The sequence below is a fragment of the Variovorax sp. ISS6 genome (assembly GCF_056523145.1).
On the sequence record NZ_JAWRZC010000001.1, the window covers coordinates 3693257 to 3708764 of the forward strand.

Here is a 15508-nt window from a genome sequence, read left to right on the forward strand (position 1 = left end):
CTGCGCGCTACTTCCTCGGCGGCTTCGCCGCGTGCACGGTGACGTGCTTGTTCACGGGGCTCGACAGCACCAGCGAGGTGGTGACCGCGCCGTCGACCGCGAGCGCGTCCACCACGCGCTCGAGCTCGGCCGGCTCGGCGATCGCGCAGCGCACGATGAAGCAGTCCTCGCCGGTCACGCGGTCGGCGCTCAGCACCTCGGGCATCTGCTCGAACAGCTTCAGGTAGCGCGCGATGCCCGCATGCGTGGTGTCGATGCGGATGATGGCCTGCAGCCCCACGCCGAGCGCGCGCAGGTTGACGCGCGCGCCGTAGCCCTCGATCACGCCCGCGTCCTCGAGCTTGCGCACGCGCTCGCTCATGGCCGGCTGCGACAGGCCGATGCGCTTGCCCAGCGCCGCGAGGCTCTGGCGCGCGTCGGCCTGCAGGGCTTCGAGGATCAGGCGGTCTTTCTTGTCGATGTCCATGCGATGAGAAGAGGGGGCACCGATGGTCCATCGGCCGGGAGCGCCGATTTTCGATGAATGCCCGTGGCCCGCGCGCACGGGCGCCGCTAAGGTCGTGGCTTCGTTCAAGACCCAAGGAGGAACCCTCGATGCAACTCGTCGGCATGCTCGACTCGCCCTACGTGCGCCGCACCGCCGTCTCGCTGCGGCTGCTGGGCATTGCCTTCGAACACCGCTCGCTCTCGGTGTTCAGCACCTTCGAGCAGTTCCGCGCGATCAACCCGGTGGTCAAGGCGCCGACGCTGGTGCTCGACGACGGCGCGGTGCTGATGGATTCGACCCTGATCGTCGAGTACGCCGAGTTCCTCGCCGGCCGCAGCCTGTGGCCGGCCGAGGCGGCGGCGCGGCTGCGCGCGCTGCGCCTCACGGGGCTCGCGCTCGCGGCCTGCGAGAAGACGGTGCAGATCGTCTACGAGCGCAACCTCCGGCCGGCCGAGAAGCTGCACCAGCCCTGGGTGGACCGGGTGCTGGGGCAATTGCTGGCGGCCTGTGACGAACTCGAGCGCGAGGTGGCGGTGGCGCCGTGGACCGCCGAAGAAGCGGCGCTGACGCAGGACGCCGTCTCGGCGGCCGTGGCCTGGTCGTTCACGCAGCTGATGCTGCCCGAGCTGGTGGCACCCGCGCGTTGCCCGGCACTGGCGGCCCATGCCGCGCGCGCCGAGGCCCTGCCGGTGTTCGCGGCGCTGCCGCAGCTCTGATCAGGCCGCGATGTCGGCGCCGCGCTCGGCCAGCAGGCCGCGCAGCAGCGAGCGGTGGCAGCGCGACTCGTCCTCGCAGTAGCAGCCCACGGCCAGCGCGGTCCGGTGCGAGAGCGCCGCGAGCAGGTCGAGGCTGCGGCTCGCGTCGGCCTCGGCCATCTCGGCCTTGTACTTGCGCATGAAGGCCGTCCACTCGGCCGGCGTCCGCGCGGCCTGGCCCAGCTTCATGGTCTCGGCCGAGGGCGCGAGGTTCGGGTACCAGACGTCGTACCAGTCCTGCGACGCGAATTCGCTCTTGGGCACGCCGCGCGGCGGGCGCCGCACGGTGCCCACGCGCAGGCCTTCGCCGGGGCTGCGCGGCGTGCCGAGTCGAACGATGCGGATGCTCATGGATGGGTCTCCTCTAGGTACCGACGATGCCGCCGTCGCGCCGCCGGATCGCCAGCGTGGCCGAGCGCGGCCGCGCGCTGCCCGGTGCGGTGCCGTCGGGCCAGGCGCTGTTGTGGGTGGCGCTGCCGTCGTCGCGCGACTCGCCCGGATGCTGGACGTTGACGAACAGCGCGCGGCGGTCGGGCGCGACCACGCAGCCCGTGATCTCGCAGCCGCTGGGCCCGGTCAGGAAGCGCTTGATGCGGCCCGTGGCCGGGTCGGCCACCAGCATCTGGTTGTTGCCCAGGGCGGTGTAGGGCGGCTTGCCGATCAGCTGGCCGCTCATGTCGGTCTGGATCCACAGCAGGCCGCCGCTGTCGAAGTGCAGGCCGTCGGGGCTGCCGAACAGGTCGGCATCGGCGCTCGGGTAGCGCGCGCCGCTGCCGGGCTGCGCGGTGTCGCCCGCGAGCACGAAATGCTCCCAGGCGAAGCCCGCGCTCGCCGCGTCGCCGTCGTCCTCGCGCCAGCGCAGGATGCCGCCGAACAGGTTGTCTGCGCGCGGGTTCGCGGCATCGGGGCCGGGCTTGCCGAGGTCGCCGCGCTGGCTGTTGTTGGTGAGCGTGACGTAGACCTCGCCGCCGGGGCTGATCGCGATCCACTCGGGGCGGTCCATCTTCGTGCCGCCCACCGCGTCGGCCGCGAGCCGCGCATGGACCAGCACCTCGGCCTGGTCGGCGAAGCCGGCCGCGGCGTCGAGCCCGTGGCGGCCGTGCACGAGCTCGATCCAGCGGCCGCGGCCGTCGGCGTCGAAGCGCGCGACGTACAGCGTGCCCTCGTCGAGCAGCCGCGCGTTGGCCGCCGCGCGCGAGCCCTCGCCGGCGGGCGCGATGCGGTCGGTGCTCAGGTACTTGTAGATGTATTCGAAGCGCGCGTCGTCGCCCATGTAGACCGCCACGCGGCCGTCCCTGGTCACGGTGCAGGTCGCGCTCTCCTGGCGCTTGCGGCCCAGCGCGGTGCGCTTGACGGGCTTCGCGGCGGGATCGAAGGGGTCGATCTCGACCACCCAGCCGAAGCGGTGCGGCTCGTTGGGATGGCGGCTCAGGTCGAAGCGCTCGTCGAAGCGCCAGTACTCGACCCATTGCGAGCCCGCCACCGTGCCGTAGCGGCGCTGCGCGGGCGTGGCTTCCTTGGCCGCCTCCTTCGGGCCGCCGAAGTAGCCGTGGAAGTTCTCCTCGCAGGTGAGGTAGGTGCCCCAGGGCGTGACGCCCATCGCGCAGTTGGCGAAGGTGCCGAGCACCTCCGTGCCGGCCGGATCGAGCGCGGTGCGCAGGCGCGGCGAACCCGCGGCCGGGCCGGCGATGCGCATCGGCGTGTTGCCGTGCACGCGGCGGGCATAGGGCGAGGGCAGCACCTGGCGCCAGCCGCCCTCGGGCGTGCGCGCGATCTCGATCACCGACACGCCCATCGCATGCAGCGACTTGCGCACCTTCTGCGCGTTCCATTCCTTCGCGCCGTCGGCGTGCAGCAACTGCTCGTCGGTGTACTCGTGGTTCATCACGAGCAGCGCGCGCCCGGGCGTGGCGAGCGGAAAGAAATGCATGCCGTCGTGGTGCATGCCGGCCTGCAGCGCCTGGTCGGCCGCGCTGTTGCCGCCGTCGGGCGCGAAGGCGGGCATCGGCTGGCCCGCGATGCCGGTGGGCGTGCCCCAGGGGTAGAGCAGCTGCCATTCGTACTCGGGGGGCACCACGACCGCGTCGCGCAGCGAGGCCGGCACGGCCGTGAAGCCCAGCGCTTCCCTGCCTTCGATGGACAGCGTGGGCTTGGTGGCCCCGGCAGGGTGCTGGGCCAGCAGCGCCACCACGGCGGCGGTGCCCGATTGCAGGAAGCGGCGGCGGTCGAGGGACATGAAAGGCGGTGCGGGTGTTGGGTCGGCGACAGCCGCCATCATCGCCGAGCACCGCGGCGCGCGATACTTTGCCAACGACCCCAGGAGACACACCGCATGACCGAACGCATCGAAACGATCCGCCACCCCGACGGCGTGGTGGAACTGCAGCTGGACCGCGCCGACAAGATGAACGCGCTCGACCCCGCGATGTTCGATGCGCTGATCGCCGCCGGCGAAGCGCTGCGCGCCGATGCCACGGTGCGCGCGGTGGTGATCGCCGGGCGCGGCAAGGCCTTCTGCGCGGGCCTGGACATGGCTTCGTTCCAGCGCATGGAGCAGGGCGCGGCCGGCGAGGTGCTGGGCCAGTCGGCCGGCGGCGCCGGGCTGGTGGCGCGCACGCACGGCCTCGCGAATGCCGCGCAGCAGGTCGCGATGGTGTGGCGCGAGGTGCCGGTGCCGGTGATCGCCGCGGTGCATGGCGTGGCCTTCGGCGGCGGCCTGCAGGTGGCGCTGGGCGCGGACATCCGCATCGTCGCGCCCGACACCAGGCTGTCGGTGATGGAGATCAAGTGGGGCCTGGTGCCCGACATGGGCGGCATGGTGCTGATGCGCGAATTGGCGCGCAGCGACGTGGTGCGCGAGCTCACCTACACCGGCCGCGTGTTCTCGGGCGAGGAGGCGCTGCAGCTGGGCTTCGCCACGCGCCTTTCGGCCGATCCGCTGGCCGAGGCGCTCGCGATGGCGCACGAGATCGCGCTCAAGAGCCCTGACGCGATCCGCGCCGGCAAGCGGCTGCTCAATGCCTCGCTGGCGCACAGCGCGGCCGAGCTCTTGATCGCCGAGTCGGTGGAGCAGCAGGCGCTGATCGGCAGCCCGAACCAGGTCGAGGCGGTGCGCGCCAACATCGAGCGGCGCGCGCCGCGTTTCGCCTCGCCCGGCTGAGCGAGCGCAACGACCGCGATACCCCCCGGGGAACATTCACCGGCACCGCCGCGCGAGGCGGGTGGACCTTGCACGCGACGCGCCCGGTGCCGCGGCGCGCGCCTGCGCGTTCGCCGGCCGGGCTGCTGCCTCATGACCGTCGAGTGTGATCTTTTTGGCTCAAACAATTAACAAATTGATGCCGATCTGACACAAAGATTTACGATCATGTAAAATGTAAGTATTCGTTTTGGTGCAATGAGGCTCTTTGGGTCTCATTGTGTGCACTAGGTCACGACCCGATGCTCTGTACACGCCAGTCGCGGGAAATCCTTCGTATCACTGTCATCAATTACTAAAAGAACCTTGCCAAGCGGCAGCGACCCTGCATGTCGACGACCACGTTTTTCTGCAATCTCAACGTCCCCATCCTCGTGGGCGAGGATCGCTACAAGTACGTCCCGATCGTCGGCGTGTTCCGCACGATCGCGATGGACGACGTCGACGCCTGGGTGATGCATGCCGACGGCCGGCCGCGCAGCGACCGCGAACTGGCGGCGGAGGTGCTGGTCGAGATCCGCAAGCCGCTGGGCGCCACCGGCCGCACCGCGCCGCATGCCTTCGAGGTGGCGGACATCCTGCAGCTCGACCGCGCGGCGGCGATCGTGGTGTCGACCTACCTCGCCGCGCTGCCGCGCGTCTGAGCGGCTTCTTCCTTCTCTTCCTCAGCGCTTCCCGCGCGCATCCACCGGCCAGATGGCGACCAGCGTGTCGTCCTCGACCACGTGGTAGACGTCGTGCAGGTTCACGGTCGGGTCGCAGTGCGGCGTCACGAACTCGACGCGCGCGCCCAGCGCCGGGCGTTCGTCGGGCGGCACCAGCAGCTTGCCGTGCTCGTCGCCGAAGAAGGCATAGCGGCTGCCCGTGCCGGCGCCGCGCGCCACCAGCGGCACGCCGCTGTCGGTGGCGAAGCACTTGGTGCCGCCGTCCACCGTGACCCAGTCGGCCGCCTGCGTGCTGACCACCGCGGCCTGCACGAACAGCGAGACCTCGAAGGCCTGTGCCGGCGCATTGCCGGCCAGCACCTGCGCGTACTCGGCATCCATGAACACGTACGAGCCGGCCTGCAGCTCGGTGAAGCCGTCGCCCTGCGCATCGAGGTCGTGGGTGCCGGTGCCGGCCCCGGTCACGATCTCGAAGCGCAGGCCCTGGCGCTCGGCAGCGGCCACGATCTGCGCCACCGTCCGGCGCAGGCCCGCGGCCGAGGCGCTGCGATGTTCGCGCTCCACGATGTGCTGCAGGTTGCCCGCATAGGCCTGCAGTCCGCGCAGCCGCAGCCGCGGCTCGGCCGCGATCGCCGCGGCCAGCGCCAGCACCTGGGCCTCGGTGGCGGCGCCGGTGCGGTTGTAGCCCGCGCCGTAGTCGACCAGCACGTCGAGCGGATGGGGCAGGGCGGCGGCGGCGCGCGCGAGCTCGGCGGCATTGCGCGGATCGTCGATCACCACCATCAGCCCGCCGGGGCCGGCCTGGCGCGCGAGCTTGAGCACGCGCGCGATCTTGCTCGGCGTGACCGCGGGCGAGGTCAGCAGCACGCCCGGGATGCCGCCCGCGACCATCACCTCGGCCTCGCCCACCGTCACGCAGCTCACGCCGATGGCGCCGGCCGCGACCTGCATGCGCGCGATCGCCACCGACTTGTGCGTCTTCACGTGCGGCCGCAGCCCCACGCCGCGCGAGCGCGCGAAGGCGGCCATGCGCTCGATGTTGCGCGTCATCGCGCCGAGGTCGACCAGCAGCGCCGGCGTGTCGAGCTGCTGGCGGCCGCCGGGCACGCCGATCAGCGGCGCATTGACGGGGGAGTGGGTTTCGAGGGACACGGGATGTCTCTTTCTGTGGAGGGTCGATGTGCCGCGCCGGAACACGCGGGCGAATGCCTTGTGAAATGATCGCATCGAAATGAGCGCGCCTTCCATCGTCCCCACCGACCTCCCAGCCTTCGACGGGCGCGCGCGATGAAGGCGCTCGACATCGAGGCCGTGCAGGCCTTCGTGCTGGTGGCCGACCTGCGCAGCTTCACGCGCGCGGCCGAGGCGCTCGACGGTACCCAGTCGGCCGTGAGCCTGCGCATCAAGCGGCTCGAGGACGGCCTGGGCCGCCGGCTGCTCGAACGCACGCCGCGCCGCGTGCGGCTGTCGGCCGAGGGCGATGCCTTCCTGCCGTTCGCGCGCAACCTGCTGGCCGCACACAGCGGCGCGCTCGATGCCTTCGCGGCGCCGCGCCGCAGGCTGGTGGTGGGCCTGAGCCACCACATCGTCGGCGCCGAGCTGCCGCTGCTGCTGCGCCGCGTGAAGCAGGCCGAGCCCGGCGTGGTGATGGAGGTGCGCATCTCCACCTCGCGCGAACTGCTCGAGGCCTTCGACCGCGGCACGCTCGATGCCGTGCTGGTGCTGCGCCACGACAGCCGCCGGCTCGACGGCGAGGTGCTGTTCGAGGAGCCCTTCGGCTGGATGGCCGCGCCCGACTTCGTGCACCGCTCGGGCGAGCCGCTGCCGCTGGCGACGCAGGCCGAGCCCTGCAGCGTGCGGCAGATGGCCGTCACGGCGCTGGCGCAGGGCGGCGTGCCCTGGTCCGAGGTGTTCGTGGGGGGCGGCATCCTCACGGTGGGCGCGGCCGTCTCGGCCGGACTCGCGGTGGCCGCGCTCGGGCGCCGCGTGGCGCCGGCCGGCACGATCGAGGTCGGCCCGGTGCTGGGCCTGCCGCCGCTGCCCGCGCGCGACGTGGTGCTGCATGCGGGCGTGTCCGATGCGCCGGCGCGGCGCGCCCTGAAGTCGCTGTCGGACGCGATGCGCGCGACGGCTGGCGGCCTCACGCGCTGAGCGCGCGCAGGGCGATGGCCGCCACGGCGGTGGCCATCGCCAGCACGGCGGCGCTAGAGAGCACGGCCAGCAGATGGCCCGCGAGCAGGTCGAAGGCGGTGGTCATGGCAGCGTCTCCAGGCCCGGCTTCGCGAGGTGCAGCACTTCGTAGATCGCGTCGCCATCGCCCGCATCGGGCGCCTCGGGCGCGTCCGTCAGCAGCGTGAAGCGCACGATCCGCCAGGCGGCGAGGTCGAGCGCGCTCCAGGTCGCGACCACGCCCGCCTCCGGCTCGCGGGACTGCGCGGCGAACACCGCCGCGCGATCGGCATCGGCATCGAGCGCGCGTTCGCTGCGCCGCAGCCAGGCCGCGCGTTCGGTGCGCGCCGCGCCGGCGCGCGCATCGAGCGGCAGCCAGCTCTCCACGCGCGGCCGGCCGAAGCTGTCGATCACGTTCTGGAAGCGCTCGCCCATCAGGAACGACGCCGCGGCCGCGGGCTCGCGCCACAGGTAGACCGAGGCGTAGAGGTGGCCGACGGCCCGGTGCCGGCCGCGCTCCTGCGCGACGAAGGCCTTGAACACCAGGCCCTCGGTGTGGTCCCACAGCGGACCGCGCTGCGCCGCGCGGCGGCGGATGGCTTCCATGTCGTGGCCGGCCGGCAGCCGGTGCGAGTACTGCATCGCGAACATCGTGTCGCTCCTTGCATGCTTTGTTGAAGACGCAGCGAGCTTGCGATGCCGGGCGGGCCGGTTGAAGGGGCCGCGCGATATAGCTGTGATGTGGCGGCGCAATCGTCGCGTCGTTGCCGCGCAGCTAGGCGCGGCGCTTCGCCGCCTTAGGCGCCCGCGCGCGCAGGCCCTCGACCAGCAGGCGCCCCGTGGTCTGCAGATGCTCCGTGATCAGCGCCTGCGCGGCCTGCACGTCCTTGCCGAGCACCGCGTCGACCAGCGCCTGGTGCTCGCCGCGCACGTCGCGCCGGTCGCCGCCCAGCGGCGCCGACAGCTGCCGGTAGCGCTCGCTCTGCTGGTAGAGCATCAGGTGCATGCGCAGCAGCCAGCCGTTGGGGCAGCCGCTCACCAGCGCATGGTGGAACTCGGCATGGGCGGCGGTCCAGTCCTCGCTCAGCAGCGTTTGCGGCAACTCTTGCTGCAGCTCGGCCAGCCGCGACAGCCGGTGGTGCGCCGACACCACGCGGCCTTCCCATTCGAGGCCGCCGTGGCGGATCGCCTCGGCCAGGCAGAGCTTCTCGATCTCGATGCGCGCCTGCACCAGGTCCTCGAGCTCGGGCTCGGAGATCGGGCTGACCCGGAAACCGCGCGCGGGCTCCGACACCACCAGCGATTCGGCCTCGAGCATCGCCAGCCCCTCGCGCACCGCGCCCGCGCTCACGTCGAGCTCCTCGGCCAGCGCGGCGATGTTGAGCTTGGCGTCGGGCAGCAGGCGGCCGCCGACGATCGCGGCGCGCAGGTGGGTGAACACCAGCCGGGTCTGGCTCATGCCCTTGGTCTTCTCGTTCATCGCGTCCTTTCGCGCCGTGGTGTTGGCCCGGATCATACTTGGCAGGCTTTTAAATCTATGATTCAATAAATAATATATTATTTAAATGAAGAACCACGGATCCACCCGTCCACCGGAGACAAGCCGCCATGACCGCTTCCTCGCTTCGCACCGTCAAGAACCCGCCGCGCGCCGCGCTGCAGGCCGTGCATTCGCTCGACCGCTTCGTGTTCACCGTGCCCGATCTCGCCGAGGCCGAGCGCTTCTATGCCGCCTTCGGCCTTGATCCGCGCCGCGATGGCGACCGGCTCGACCTCCACACCGTCGGCCATCCACAGGCCTGGGGTTCGCTCCACGAAGCGCCGGGCCAGCCCAAGAAGCTGCAGTACCTGCGCTTCGGCTGCTTCGCGGAGGACTTCGACGCCATCGCCGCGCGCGCGCAGCAGCTGGGCCTGCCGCGCTGCGAGGCCCATCCGCTGAGCGCGGGGCAGGGCGGCGAGGCCGGTCTCTGGCTGCTGCATCCCGATGGCTTCCCGGTGCAGGTCGTGGTGGCCGCCAAGAGCTCGCCCGAGGCCGCGGGCGAACGGGTGCTCGCGCCGCGTCCGCCGCCGGGCGTGGGCGCTTCGCTCAACCGCGCGCGCATCCCGAAGGTGCACCCGCGCCGGCTCTCGCACGTGCTGCTGTTCAGCGCCAAGGTGCCCGAGGCGGTGCGCTTCTTCGAGGAGGCGCTGGGCCTGCGCGTCTCCGATCGTTCGGGCGACCTGATCGTCTTCATGCACGGCGTGCACGGCAGCGACCATCACCTGGTCGCGATGGCCAAGTCGGGCGGGCCCGGCCTGCATCACCTGAGCTGGGACGTGGCCGACATCGACGAGGTCGGCCGCGGCATGGAGCAGATGCTGGCCGCCGGCCATGTGCGCGGCTGGGGCGTGGGGCGCCACGTGCTGGGCTCGAACTACTTCCACTACGTGCGCGATCCCTGGGGCAGCTACTCCGAGTATTCGTACGACATCGACTTCGTGCCCGGCGACTTCGACTGGCCCGCCGCCGACCATCCGCCCGAAGACTCCTTCTATGCCTGGGGCCCGCGCGTGCCCGAGGACTTCGTCACCAACTTCGAGATCGAGCCCGCGCCGCCGGCCGCCGATCCCGCCGCCTGATCCCTTCGCGTTTCTCTTCCTCTTTCACCCACCACAAGGAACTCCCAATGCGCCTCCTGGCCTTTCAAAGCAGCGGCAAGCCCGCCCTCGGTCTTCGCCTCGGCGACGAAGTCGTGAACCTCAGCGCCGAAGGCCTGCCCGCCACGCTCGACGAGCTGCTGCGCGCCGGCCCCGAGGGCCTGGCCGCCGCGCGCCGCGCCGGCGAGAGCGCGCGCAGCCGGCTGCCGCTGGCCGGCCTCGACTGGCTGCCGCCCGTGCAGTCGCCCGCCAAGGCGATCGCGGTCGGCCTCAACTACATCGACCATGCGGCCGAGAGCAAGTTCGACCCGCCGACCTACCCGGTGCTGTTCCACCGCTTCGCCTCCTCGTGGGTGGGCCACGGCAAGGCGCTCGAGCGCCCGCACGTCTCGACCCAGTTCGACTACGAGGGCGAGCTGGTCATCGTGATCGGCAAGGCCGGCCGCTACATCGCCAAGGACCAGGCGCTCGACCACGTGGCCGGCTACTCGGTGTTCAACGACGGCTCGATCCGCGACTACCAGTTCAAGTCGGCGCAATGGATGATGGGCAAGAACTTCGACCGCTCGGGCTCGTTCGGCCCCGAGTTCGTGACCGCCGACGAGCTGCCCGCGGGCGCCGCCGGCCTGAAGCTGCAGACCCGGCTCAACGGCCAGGTGCTGCAGGACGCCAACACGCGCGACATGATCTTCGACGTGGCGACGCTGGTGTCGGTGTGCTCCGAGCCCTTCGCGCTGCAGCCCGGCGACATCATCATCGCGGGCACGCCCTCGGGCGTGGGCCTGGCGCGCAAGCCGCAGGTCTTCATGAAGGCCGGCGACGTCTGCGAGGTCGAGATCGAGGGCGTGGGCCTGCTGTCGAACCCGGTGGTCGACGGCGCCTGAGCCAGGCCCGGGCGCGCTACACCGAGCAGTAGCGCTCCTGGATCTCGCGGTCGGCCAGCAGCTCGGCCGCGCCCGCGTGGTGCGCGATGCAGCCCTGGTCGACGATGTAGGCGCGGTCCGCGATCGACAGCGCCAGCTCGACGTTCTGCTCCACCAGCAGCAGCGTCTTGCCGGCGCGCTTCCAGGCCGCGAACAGCGCGAACATCTCGTCCACCAGCACCGGCATGATCCCCTCGCTGGGCTCGTCGAGCATCACCAGCTTGGGGTGCGCCACCAACGCGCGCGCGATCGCCAGCATCTGCTGCTCGCCGCCCGACATCGTGACCGCCACCTGCGCGAGCCGCTCCTTGAGGCGCGGGAAGGTCTGCGCCACCTCGTCGATCAGCTCCTGCTCGCGCGCGCGCCGGCCCGAGGCCAGGATGCCAAGGCGCAGGTTCTCGAGCACCGTGAGCCCGGGCACGATGCGGCGCTCCTCGAACACGTAGGCCAGCCCCTGGTGGAAGCGCCGGTGCGGCGGCAGGCCCAGCAGCGACACGCCGTCGAACAGCACGCTGCCGCGCGTGCGGCCCATCAGGCCCATGATGCTGCGCATGATCGTGGTCTTGCCCGCGCCGTTGCGCCCGATCAGGCAGACGATCTCGCCCGCGTGCACCTCGAGGTCGACGCCCTGCAGGATGTGGCTGCGGCCGTACCAGGCCTCGAGCTTCCGCACCGCGAGCAGCGGTGGTTGCGATGGGGTCATCGGTGTTGCCCTCCGTGGCCGAGGTAGACGCGCTGCACGTCCTCGTTGGCGCGGATCTCCGCGGGACTGCCCTGGGCCAGCAGGCGGCCCTGGTGCAGCACCACGATGCGGTCGCTCACGCCCATGATCAGTTTCATCTTGTGCTCCACCAGCGCCACCGTGCGTTCGGCCACCAGCGCGAGGATCAGGTCCATCACCGAGCGCGTCTCCTCGGGGCTCATGCCGGCCGTGGGCTCGTCGAGCAGCAGCAGCTTCGGGTCGCTCGCCAGTGCCACCGCGATCTCGAGCGCGCGCTGCTCGCCGTGCGAGAGCCGCTCGGCGCGAAAGCCGCGCTTGTCCTGCAGCTGCACCCGCTCGAGCAGCCGCTCGGCCTTCTCGATCCAGTCGCGGCGCGCGGCGCGCGGGCGCCAGCAGTCGAAGCCGCTGTCGAGCGCCTGCACCGCCACGCGCACGTTCTCCAGCACCGTGAGGTCGGGGAACAGGTTGGTCACCTGGAAGGACTTGGCGATGCCCAGGTGCGCGAAGCGGTGCTGGGCCAGCCCGGTGATGTCGCGGCCGTCGAAGCGGATCTCGCCCGCGCTCGGCGCGAAGGCGCCCGAGACCATGTTGAAGAAGGTCGACTTGCCCGCGCCGTTGGGACCGATGATCGCGGTGAGCTGCCCGCGCGGGAAGCTCACGCCGATGTCCTCGTTGGCGGTGAACTGGCCGAAGCGCTTGGTGAGGCCGCGCGTCTCGAGGATGGCTTCGGCGCTCATCGTTCCATCCTCGCGAGCAGCGTGCCCCAGATGCCCTTCGGGAAGAACAGCACCAGCGCGATGAAGATCACCCCGACGATCAGCTGCCAGCGTTCGGTCACGGCCGTCAGCGCATGCTCCATCGCGAGGAACACGCCTGCGCCCACGAAGGGCCCGAAGAAGGTGCCCATGCCGCCGAGCAGCGTGACCATCATCACCTGGCCCGAGGTGTGGTACGACAGGGTGTCGATGCCCACGGTGGCGAGGTTGATCGCCGTCAGCGCGCCGGCCAGCCCGCAGAACAGGCCCGAGATCACGAAGGACAGCAGCTTGGCGCGCTCCACGTCGAAGCCCGAGGCGCGGGCGCGCTGCTCGTTCTCGCGCACCGCCTCGAGCACCGCGCCGAACGGCGACTGCAGGATGCGCGACAGCAGCCACACGGCCAGCGCCACGAAGCAGAGCATGAAGTAGTAGCGGTTCAGCGGCTGCAGCAGGTCGACCTGCCAGCCGCCGAGGCGCAGCGTGGGCACGTTCACGCCGCGCAGGCCGTTGTCGCCGCCGGTCAATGAGGTCGCGTGGAAGGCCGCGAAGTACACGCACTGCGCGAGCGACAGCGTGACCATCGCGAAGTAGATGCCGCGCGTGCGGATCGCGAGCGCGCCGATGGCCAGCGCCACCAGCCCGCCGAGCGCGATGCCCGCCGCCACGGCCAGCGGCCAGGGCAGGCCGTGGCTGGCGATCAGGATGCCGCAGGCGTAGGCGCCGCTGCCGTAGAAGGCCGCGTGGCCGAACGACAGCTTGCCGGTGTAGCCGAAGGTCAGGTTGTAGCCCGCGGCGAACAGGCCGAACAACAGGATGTTGATCGCCATCGCGTGGAACGGAACGACCAGCGGGAACAGCGCGAGCACCGCGATGCTCAGCGGCACGCGGTGGCGCGTGGCCGCCTCGCGCAGCCGTCGCGCGCCCGGGGCGGCGGCGGCTTCGGCGCGCGGCGCGCGCAGCGGGGGCGGGGAGGAGGAAGTGGTGGTGGACATGGTCTGGAAAGCGTTGGAAGCGAAGGGCGCGCCTTCAGTCGCGCGCGCCGAACAGCCCGTTGGGCCGCAGGATCAGCACCGCGGCCATCAGCGCGAAGATGGCGAGCTCGGCGAGCTCGGGCTGGAACAGCGTGGTCATCGCCACCACCACGCCCACCAGCAGGCCGGCCACGATGGCGCCGACCAGCGAGCCCATGCCGCCGATCACGGTGACCACGAAGGCCTCGATCAGCACCGAGCCGCCCATCTCGGGATTCACCCCGCGCAGCGGCGCCGCCAGCAGCCCGGCCAGGCCCGCGAGCGCGGTGCCGAGGCCGAAGATCAGGAGCCACACGCGGCCCACGTCGATGCCCAGCACCTTGAGCACCAGTGGGTCGCGCGCACCGGCGCGGATCACCAGGCCCAGGCGCGTCTTCTCGATGAACAGCCACAGCGCCAGCAGCAGTGCCGCGCACAGGCCGAGCAGGAACAGCCGGTAGAGCGGGAACACGCCGAAGCCCAGGTCGACCGCGCCGCGCAGCGCCTCGGGCGTGGCGAAGGCCTCGCCCTGCACGCCCCAGACCATGCGCACGCCGTCGACCAGCACGTAGGCCAGGCCGAAGGTCAGCAGCAGCGGGTAGTCGACGCCGCGGCCGTACAGCGGCCGGATCAGCCAGCGCTCGGCCACCAGCCCCAGCAGGCCGACCGCGAGCGGCACCAGCAGCAGGCACCACCAGAAGCTGCCGGTGAGGCCGTAGGCGTAGACCGCCACGTAGGCGCCCAGCATGTAGAAGGCGCCGTGCGCGAAGTTGACCACGCCCAGCAGCCCGAAGATGAGCGACAGGCCGACGGCCACCAGCACGTAGATGGCACCGAGCGCCAGGCCCACGAAGAGCTGCTGGAGCAGCAGGGAGACGGAAAGTTCCACGGCGAGGCTCTCAGGCGTGGCCCAGCTCGGCGCAGCTGCGCATGCGCGCCTCGTCGGGTGCCTCGGTGGCGACGATGCGGAAGATGTCGTCCTTGCCCTTGGCCTGCGCGGCGGGCTTCGATTCCACGATCAGCACCGACTGCACCGACTGGTGGTCGCAGGCGCGGTAGTAGGTCGGCCCCTTGTAGGCGTCGCTCCTGAGGGCCTGCAGCGCCTCGGCCACGCGGTCGCTGTCGGTGCTGTTGGCCTGCCTGGCCGCGGCCAGCAGGTTGCGCACGCCCGCATAGCCCAGGCCCGCGTAGTCGGTCGGCGCGGTGCCGCCGTTGGCCGCGCGAAACGCCGTGTTGAAGGCGCGCGCCGAGGGCGTGCTCTCCTCCATGCCCCAGTAGTAGCCGGTGCCGCCGATGATGTCGGCATACACCTCGTGGCCGTCGACCATGCGGCCCGAGTGCATCAGGAGCGGCGCGATGATCTTCGACTTCTGCTTGACGCCGAAGTCGCCGGCCTGGCGGAAGGCGATCGACTGGTCGCGGCCGAAGTTGCAGACCACCAGCAGGTCGGGCTTGAGCGCGAGGATGCGCGGGAAGTAGCTCGAGAAATCGGTCTGGCCCAGCGGATGGCGGATGTCGGCCAGCACCTCGATGCCGAAGGCCTTGCCGGCCGCGAGGAAGCCGCGCGACATCTCGTGGCCGTAGGCGTAGTCGGCCGTGAGGAACACCACGCGCTTGCCCATCTTCGGGAAGGCGTAGCGCGCCACCGCGCCCGCGGTCATGTGCGGGTTCAGGCACTCGTGGAAGGTGTACTTGCTGAAGTCCTTGGCCTCGTTGATCGAGTCGGACTGGCTCACCGAGTTGTAGATGATCTTGCGCTGCTTCGTCGCGTTGTTGACCGACAGCTGCACCGCCGCCGACACCGAGCCCACGATGAAGTGCGCGCGGTCCTTCTCGATCAGCTCGACCGTGCGCGTGACGGCCTCCTGCGGGTTGAGCTTGTCGTCGCGCACCAGCAGCTCGGCGCGCCGGCCGCCGGCCGCGTTGAACTCCTTGATCGCGAGCTCGGCGCCTTGCTGCACGGCGCGCGCCTCGGCCGCGAAGGGCCCGGTCAGCGGGATCGGCAGGCCGACGCGCAACGGTTCGTTCTGTGCCAGCGCGCGCAGCGGCAGCGCGGCGCCCGAGGCCAGCAGGGCGCCGCCGGCGGCCTGCAGCACGGTGCGCCGGCGCAGCGAGGGGGAGGGAAGGTCGAGGGGCGAGGTCATGGCGTGTCTCCTTGTCGTTCGGGTCAATGCAAGCGATGAA

Annotated in this window: 17 protein-coding genes; 6 read left to right on the forward strand and 11 right to left on the reverse strand. The window is 71.3% G+C overall.

All coding sequences use genetic code 11. The features are described 5' to 3' along the window. Window positions 1-7 precede the first annotated feature (7 nt). Window positions 8-466 (reverse strand): Lrp/AsnC family transcriptional regulator, encoded by a 459-nt coding sequence (locus AC1HIL_RS17025; protein WP_261210888.1) that lies wholly within the window; start codon window positions 464-466, stop codon window positions 8-10. Between the two features lie 128 nt (window positions 467-594). Here AC1HIL_RS17025 and AC1HIL_RS17030 point away from each other — a divergent pair, with 128 nt between their 5' ends. Then, window positions 595-1203, forward strand: a complete 609-nt coding sequence (locus tag AC1HIL_RS17030; RefSeq protein ID WP_479672245.1) for a glutathione S-transferase — start codon at window positions 595-597, stop codon at window positions 1201-1203. Here AC1HIL_RS17030 and AC1HIL_RS17035 read toward each other — a convergent pair whose 3' ends face one another. Next, entirely contained in the window at window positions 1204-1593 is a 390-nt protein-coding gene (locus tag AC1HIL_RS17035; protein WP_479672246.1) for a DUF488 domain-containing protein, read from the reverse strand. It abuts the gene before it with no gap. 13 nt (window positions 1594-1606) lie between these two features. Continuing rightward, window positions 1607-3478, reverse strand: coding sequence for a PhoX family protein (locus AC1HIL_RS17040; RefSeq protein ID WP_479672247.1), 1872 nt, complete (start codon window positions 3476-3478; stop codon window positions 1607-1609). A 96-nt stretch (window positions 3479-3574) separates the two neighbouring features. On the opposite strand from AC1HIL_RS17040, the gene AC1HIL_RS17045 reads away from it, so the two are divergent. Together AC1HIL_RS17045 and AC1HIL_RS17050 are read left to right on the forward strand one after the other, a co-directional pair. Beyond that, the gene (locus AC1HIL_RS17045; RefSeq protein ID WP_479672248.1) at window positions 3575-4402 is read left to right on the forward strand and encodes a crotonase/enoyl-CoA hydratase family protein; all 828 of its coding nucleotides are present in this window, start codon (window positions 3575-3577) and stop codon (window positions 4400-4402) included. Window positions 4403-4770: 368 nt separating this feature from the next. After that, window positions 4771-5085, forward strand: a complete 315-nt coding sequence (locus tag AC1HIL_RS17050) for a hypothetical protein (protein WP_057594268.1) — start codon at window positions 4771-4773, stop codon at window positions 5083-5085. Window positions 5086-5106: 21 nt separating this feature from the next. On the opposite strand, the gene AC1HIL_RS17055 is transcribed toward AC1HIL_RS17050, so the two are convergent. Further along, entirely contained in the window at window positions 5107-6258 is a 1152-nt protein-coding gene (locus AC1HIL_RS17055) for a DSD1 family PLP-dependent enzyme (RefSeq protein ID WP_479672249.1), read from the reverse strand. A gap of 135 nt (window positions 6259-6393) precedes the next feature. On the opposite strand from AC1HIL_RS17055, the gene AC1HIL_RS17060 reads away from it, so the two are divergent. Then, complete coding sequence (locus AC1HIL_RS17060) at window positions 6394-7257, forward strand: LysR family transcriptional regulator (protein WP_422097266.1); 864 nt, start codon at window positions 6394-6396, stop codon at window positions 7255-7257. Window positions 7258-7359: 102 nt separating this feature from the next. On the opposite strand, the gene AC1HIL_RS17065 is transcribed toward AC1HIL_RS17060, so the two are convergent. After that, complete coding sequence (locus AC1HIL_RS17065) at window positions 7360-7926, reverse strand: DUF4865 family protein (protein WP_479672250.1); 567 nt, start codon at window positions 7924-7926, stop codon at window positions 7360-7362. Between the two features lie 124 nt (window positions 7927-8050). Then, window positions 8051-8755 carry a GntR family transcriptional regulator gene (locus AC1HIL_RS17070; protein WP_479672251.1) on the reverse strand — a complete coding sequence of 235 codons (705 nt, stop codon included), beginning with the start codon at window positions 8753-8755 and terminating at the stop codon, window positions 8051-8053. Window positions 8756-8883: 128 nt separating this feature from the next. On the opposite strand from AC1HIL_RS17070, the gene AC1HIL_RS17075 reads away from it, so the two are divergent. After that, window positions 8884-9894, forward strand: a complete 1011-nt coding sequence (locus AC1HIL_RS17075) for a VOC family protein (RefSeq protein ID WP_296734380.1) — start codon at window positions 8884-8886, stop codon at window positions 9892-9894. Window positions 9895-9941: 47 nt separating this feature from the next. Beyond that, window positions 9942-10796 carry a fumarylacetoacetate hydrolase family protein gene (locus AC1HIL_RS17080; RefSeq protein ID WP_057594263.1) on the forward strand — a complete coding sequence of 285 codons (855 nt, stop codon included), beginning with the start codon at window positions 9942-9944 and terminating at the stop codon, window positions 10794-10796. A 16-nt stretch (window positions 10797-10812) separates the two neighbouring features. Here AC1HIL_RS17080 and AC1HIL_RS17085 read toward each other — a convergent pair whose 3' ends face one another. The 5 genes from AC1HIL_RS17085 to AC1HIL_RS17105 are packed head-to-tail and all read right to left on the reverse strand — an operon-like array spanning window position 10813 to window position 15468. Next, window positions 10813-11517, reverse strand: coding sequence for an ABC transporter ATP-binding protein (locus AC1HIL_RS17085; RefSeq protein WP_479672497.1), 705 nt, complete (start codon window positions 11515-11517; stop codon window positions 10813-10815). Between the two features lie 17 nt (window positions 11518-11534). Continuing rightward, on the reverse strand, window positions 11535-12293 hold the full coding sequence (locus AC1HIL_RS17090) for an ABC transporter ATP-binding protein (RefSeq protein WP_261210877.1): 759 nt from the start codon (window positions 12291-12293) through the stop codon (window positions 11535-11537). Next, a complete protein-coding gene (locus AC1HIL_RS17095) occupies window positions 12290-13306 on the reverse strand; it encodes a branched-chain amino acid ABC transporter permease (RefSeq protein WP_093342540.1) in 1017 nt (338 codons plus the stop codon). The genes AC1HIL_RS17090 and AC1HIL_RS17095 overlap by 4 nt, the downstream gene beginning before the upstream one ends. Before the next feature lie 34 nt (window positions 13307-13340). After that, window positions 13341-14213, reverse strand: a complete 873-nt coding sequence (locus AC1HIL_RS17100; RefSeq protein ID WP_057594262.1) for a branched-chain amino acid ABC transporter permease — start codon at window positions 14211-14213, stop codon at window positions 13341-13343. Window positions 14214-14223: 10 nt separating this feature from the next. Next, window positions 14224-15468, reverse strand: a complete 1245-nt coding sequence (locus AC1HIL_RS17105) for an ABC transporter substrate-binding protein (protein ID WP_479672252.1) — start codon at window positions 15466-15468, stop codon at window positions 14224-14226. Window positions 15469-15508: the final 40 nt, after the last annotated feature.

Excerpts from the sequence above, each read along its gene's own strand:
- AC1HIL_RS17025 (WP_261210888.1), bottom strand. The coding sequence starts at position 466 with ATGGACATCGACAAGAAAGACCGCCTGATCCTCGAAGCCCTGCAGGCC.
- AC1HIL_RS17030 (WP_479672245.1), top strand. The coding sequence starts at position 595 with ATGCAACTCGTCGGCATGCTCGACTCGCCCTACGTGCGCCGCACCGCC.
- AC1HIL_RS17035 (WP_479672246.1), bottom strand. The coding sequence starts at position 1,593 with ATGAGCATCCGCATCGTTCGACTCGGCACGCCGCGCAGCCCCGGCGAA.
- AC1HIL_RS17040 (WP_479672247.1), bottom strand. The coding sequence starts at position 3,478 with ATGTCCCTCGACCGCCGCCGCTTCCTGCAATCGGGCACCGCCGCCGTG.
- AC1HIL_RS17045 (WP_479672248.1), top strand. The coding sequence starts at position 3,575 with ATGACCGAACGCATCGAAACGATCCGCCACCCCGACGGCGTGGTGGAA.
- AC1HIL_RS17050 (WP_057594268.1), top strand. The coding sequence starts at position 4,771 with ATGTCGACGACCACGTTTTTCTGCAATCTCAACGTCCCCATCCTCGTG.
- AC1HIL_RS17060 (WP_422097266.1), top strand. The coding sequence starts at position 6,394 with ATGAAGGCGCTCGACATCGAGGCCGTGCAGGCCTTCGTGCTGGTGGCC.
- AC1HIL_RS17065 (WP_479672250.1), bottom strand. The coding sequence starts at position 7,926 with ATGTTCGCGATGCAGTACTCGCACCGGCTGCCGGCCGGCCACGACATG.
- AC1HIL_RS17070 (WP_479672251.1), bottom strand. The coding sequence starts at position 8,755 with ATGAACGAGAAGACCAAGGGCATGAGCCAGACCCGGCTGGTGTTCACC.
- AC1HIL_RS17075 (WP_296734380.1), top strand. The coding sequence starts at position 8,884 with ATGACCGCTTCCTCGCTTCGCACCGTCAAGAACCCGCCGCGCGCCGCG.
- AC1HIL_RS17080 (WP_057594263.1), top strand. The coding sequence starts at position 9,942 with ATGCGCCTCCTGGCCTTTCAAAGCAGCGGCAAGCCCGCCCTCGGTCTT.
- AC1HIL_RS17090 (WP_261210877.1), bottom strand. The coding sequence starts at position 12,293 with ATGAGCGCCGAAGCCATCCTCGAGACGCGCGGCCTCACCAAGCGCTTC.
- AC1HIL_RS17095 (WP_093342540.1), bottom strand. The coding sequence starts at position 13,306 with ATGTCCACCACCACTTCCTCCTCCCCGCCCCCGCTGCGCGCGCCGCGC.
- AC1HIL_RS17105 (WP_479672252.1), bottom strand. The coding sequence starts at position 15,468 with ATGACCTCGCCCCTCGACCTTCCCTCCCCCTCGCTGCGCCGGCGCACC.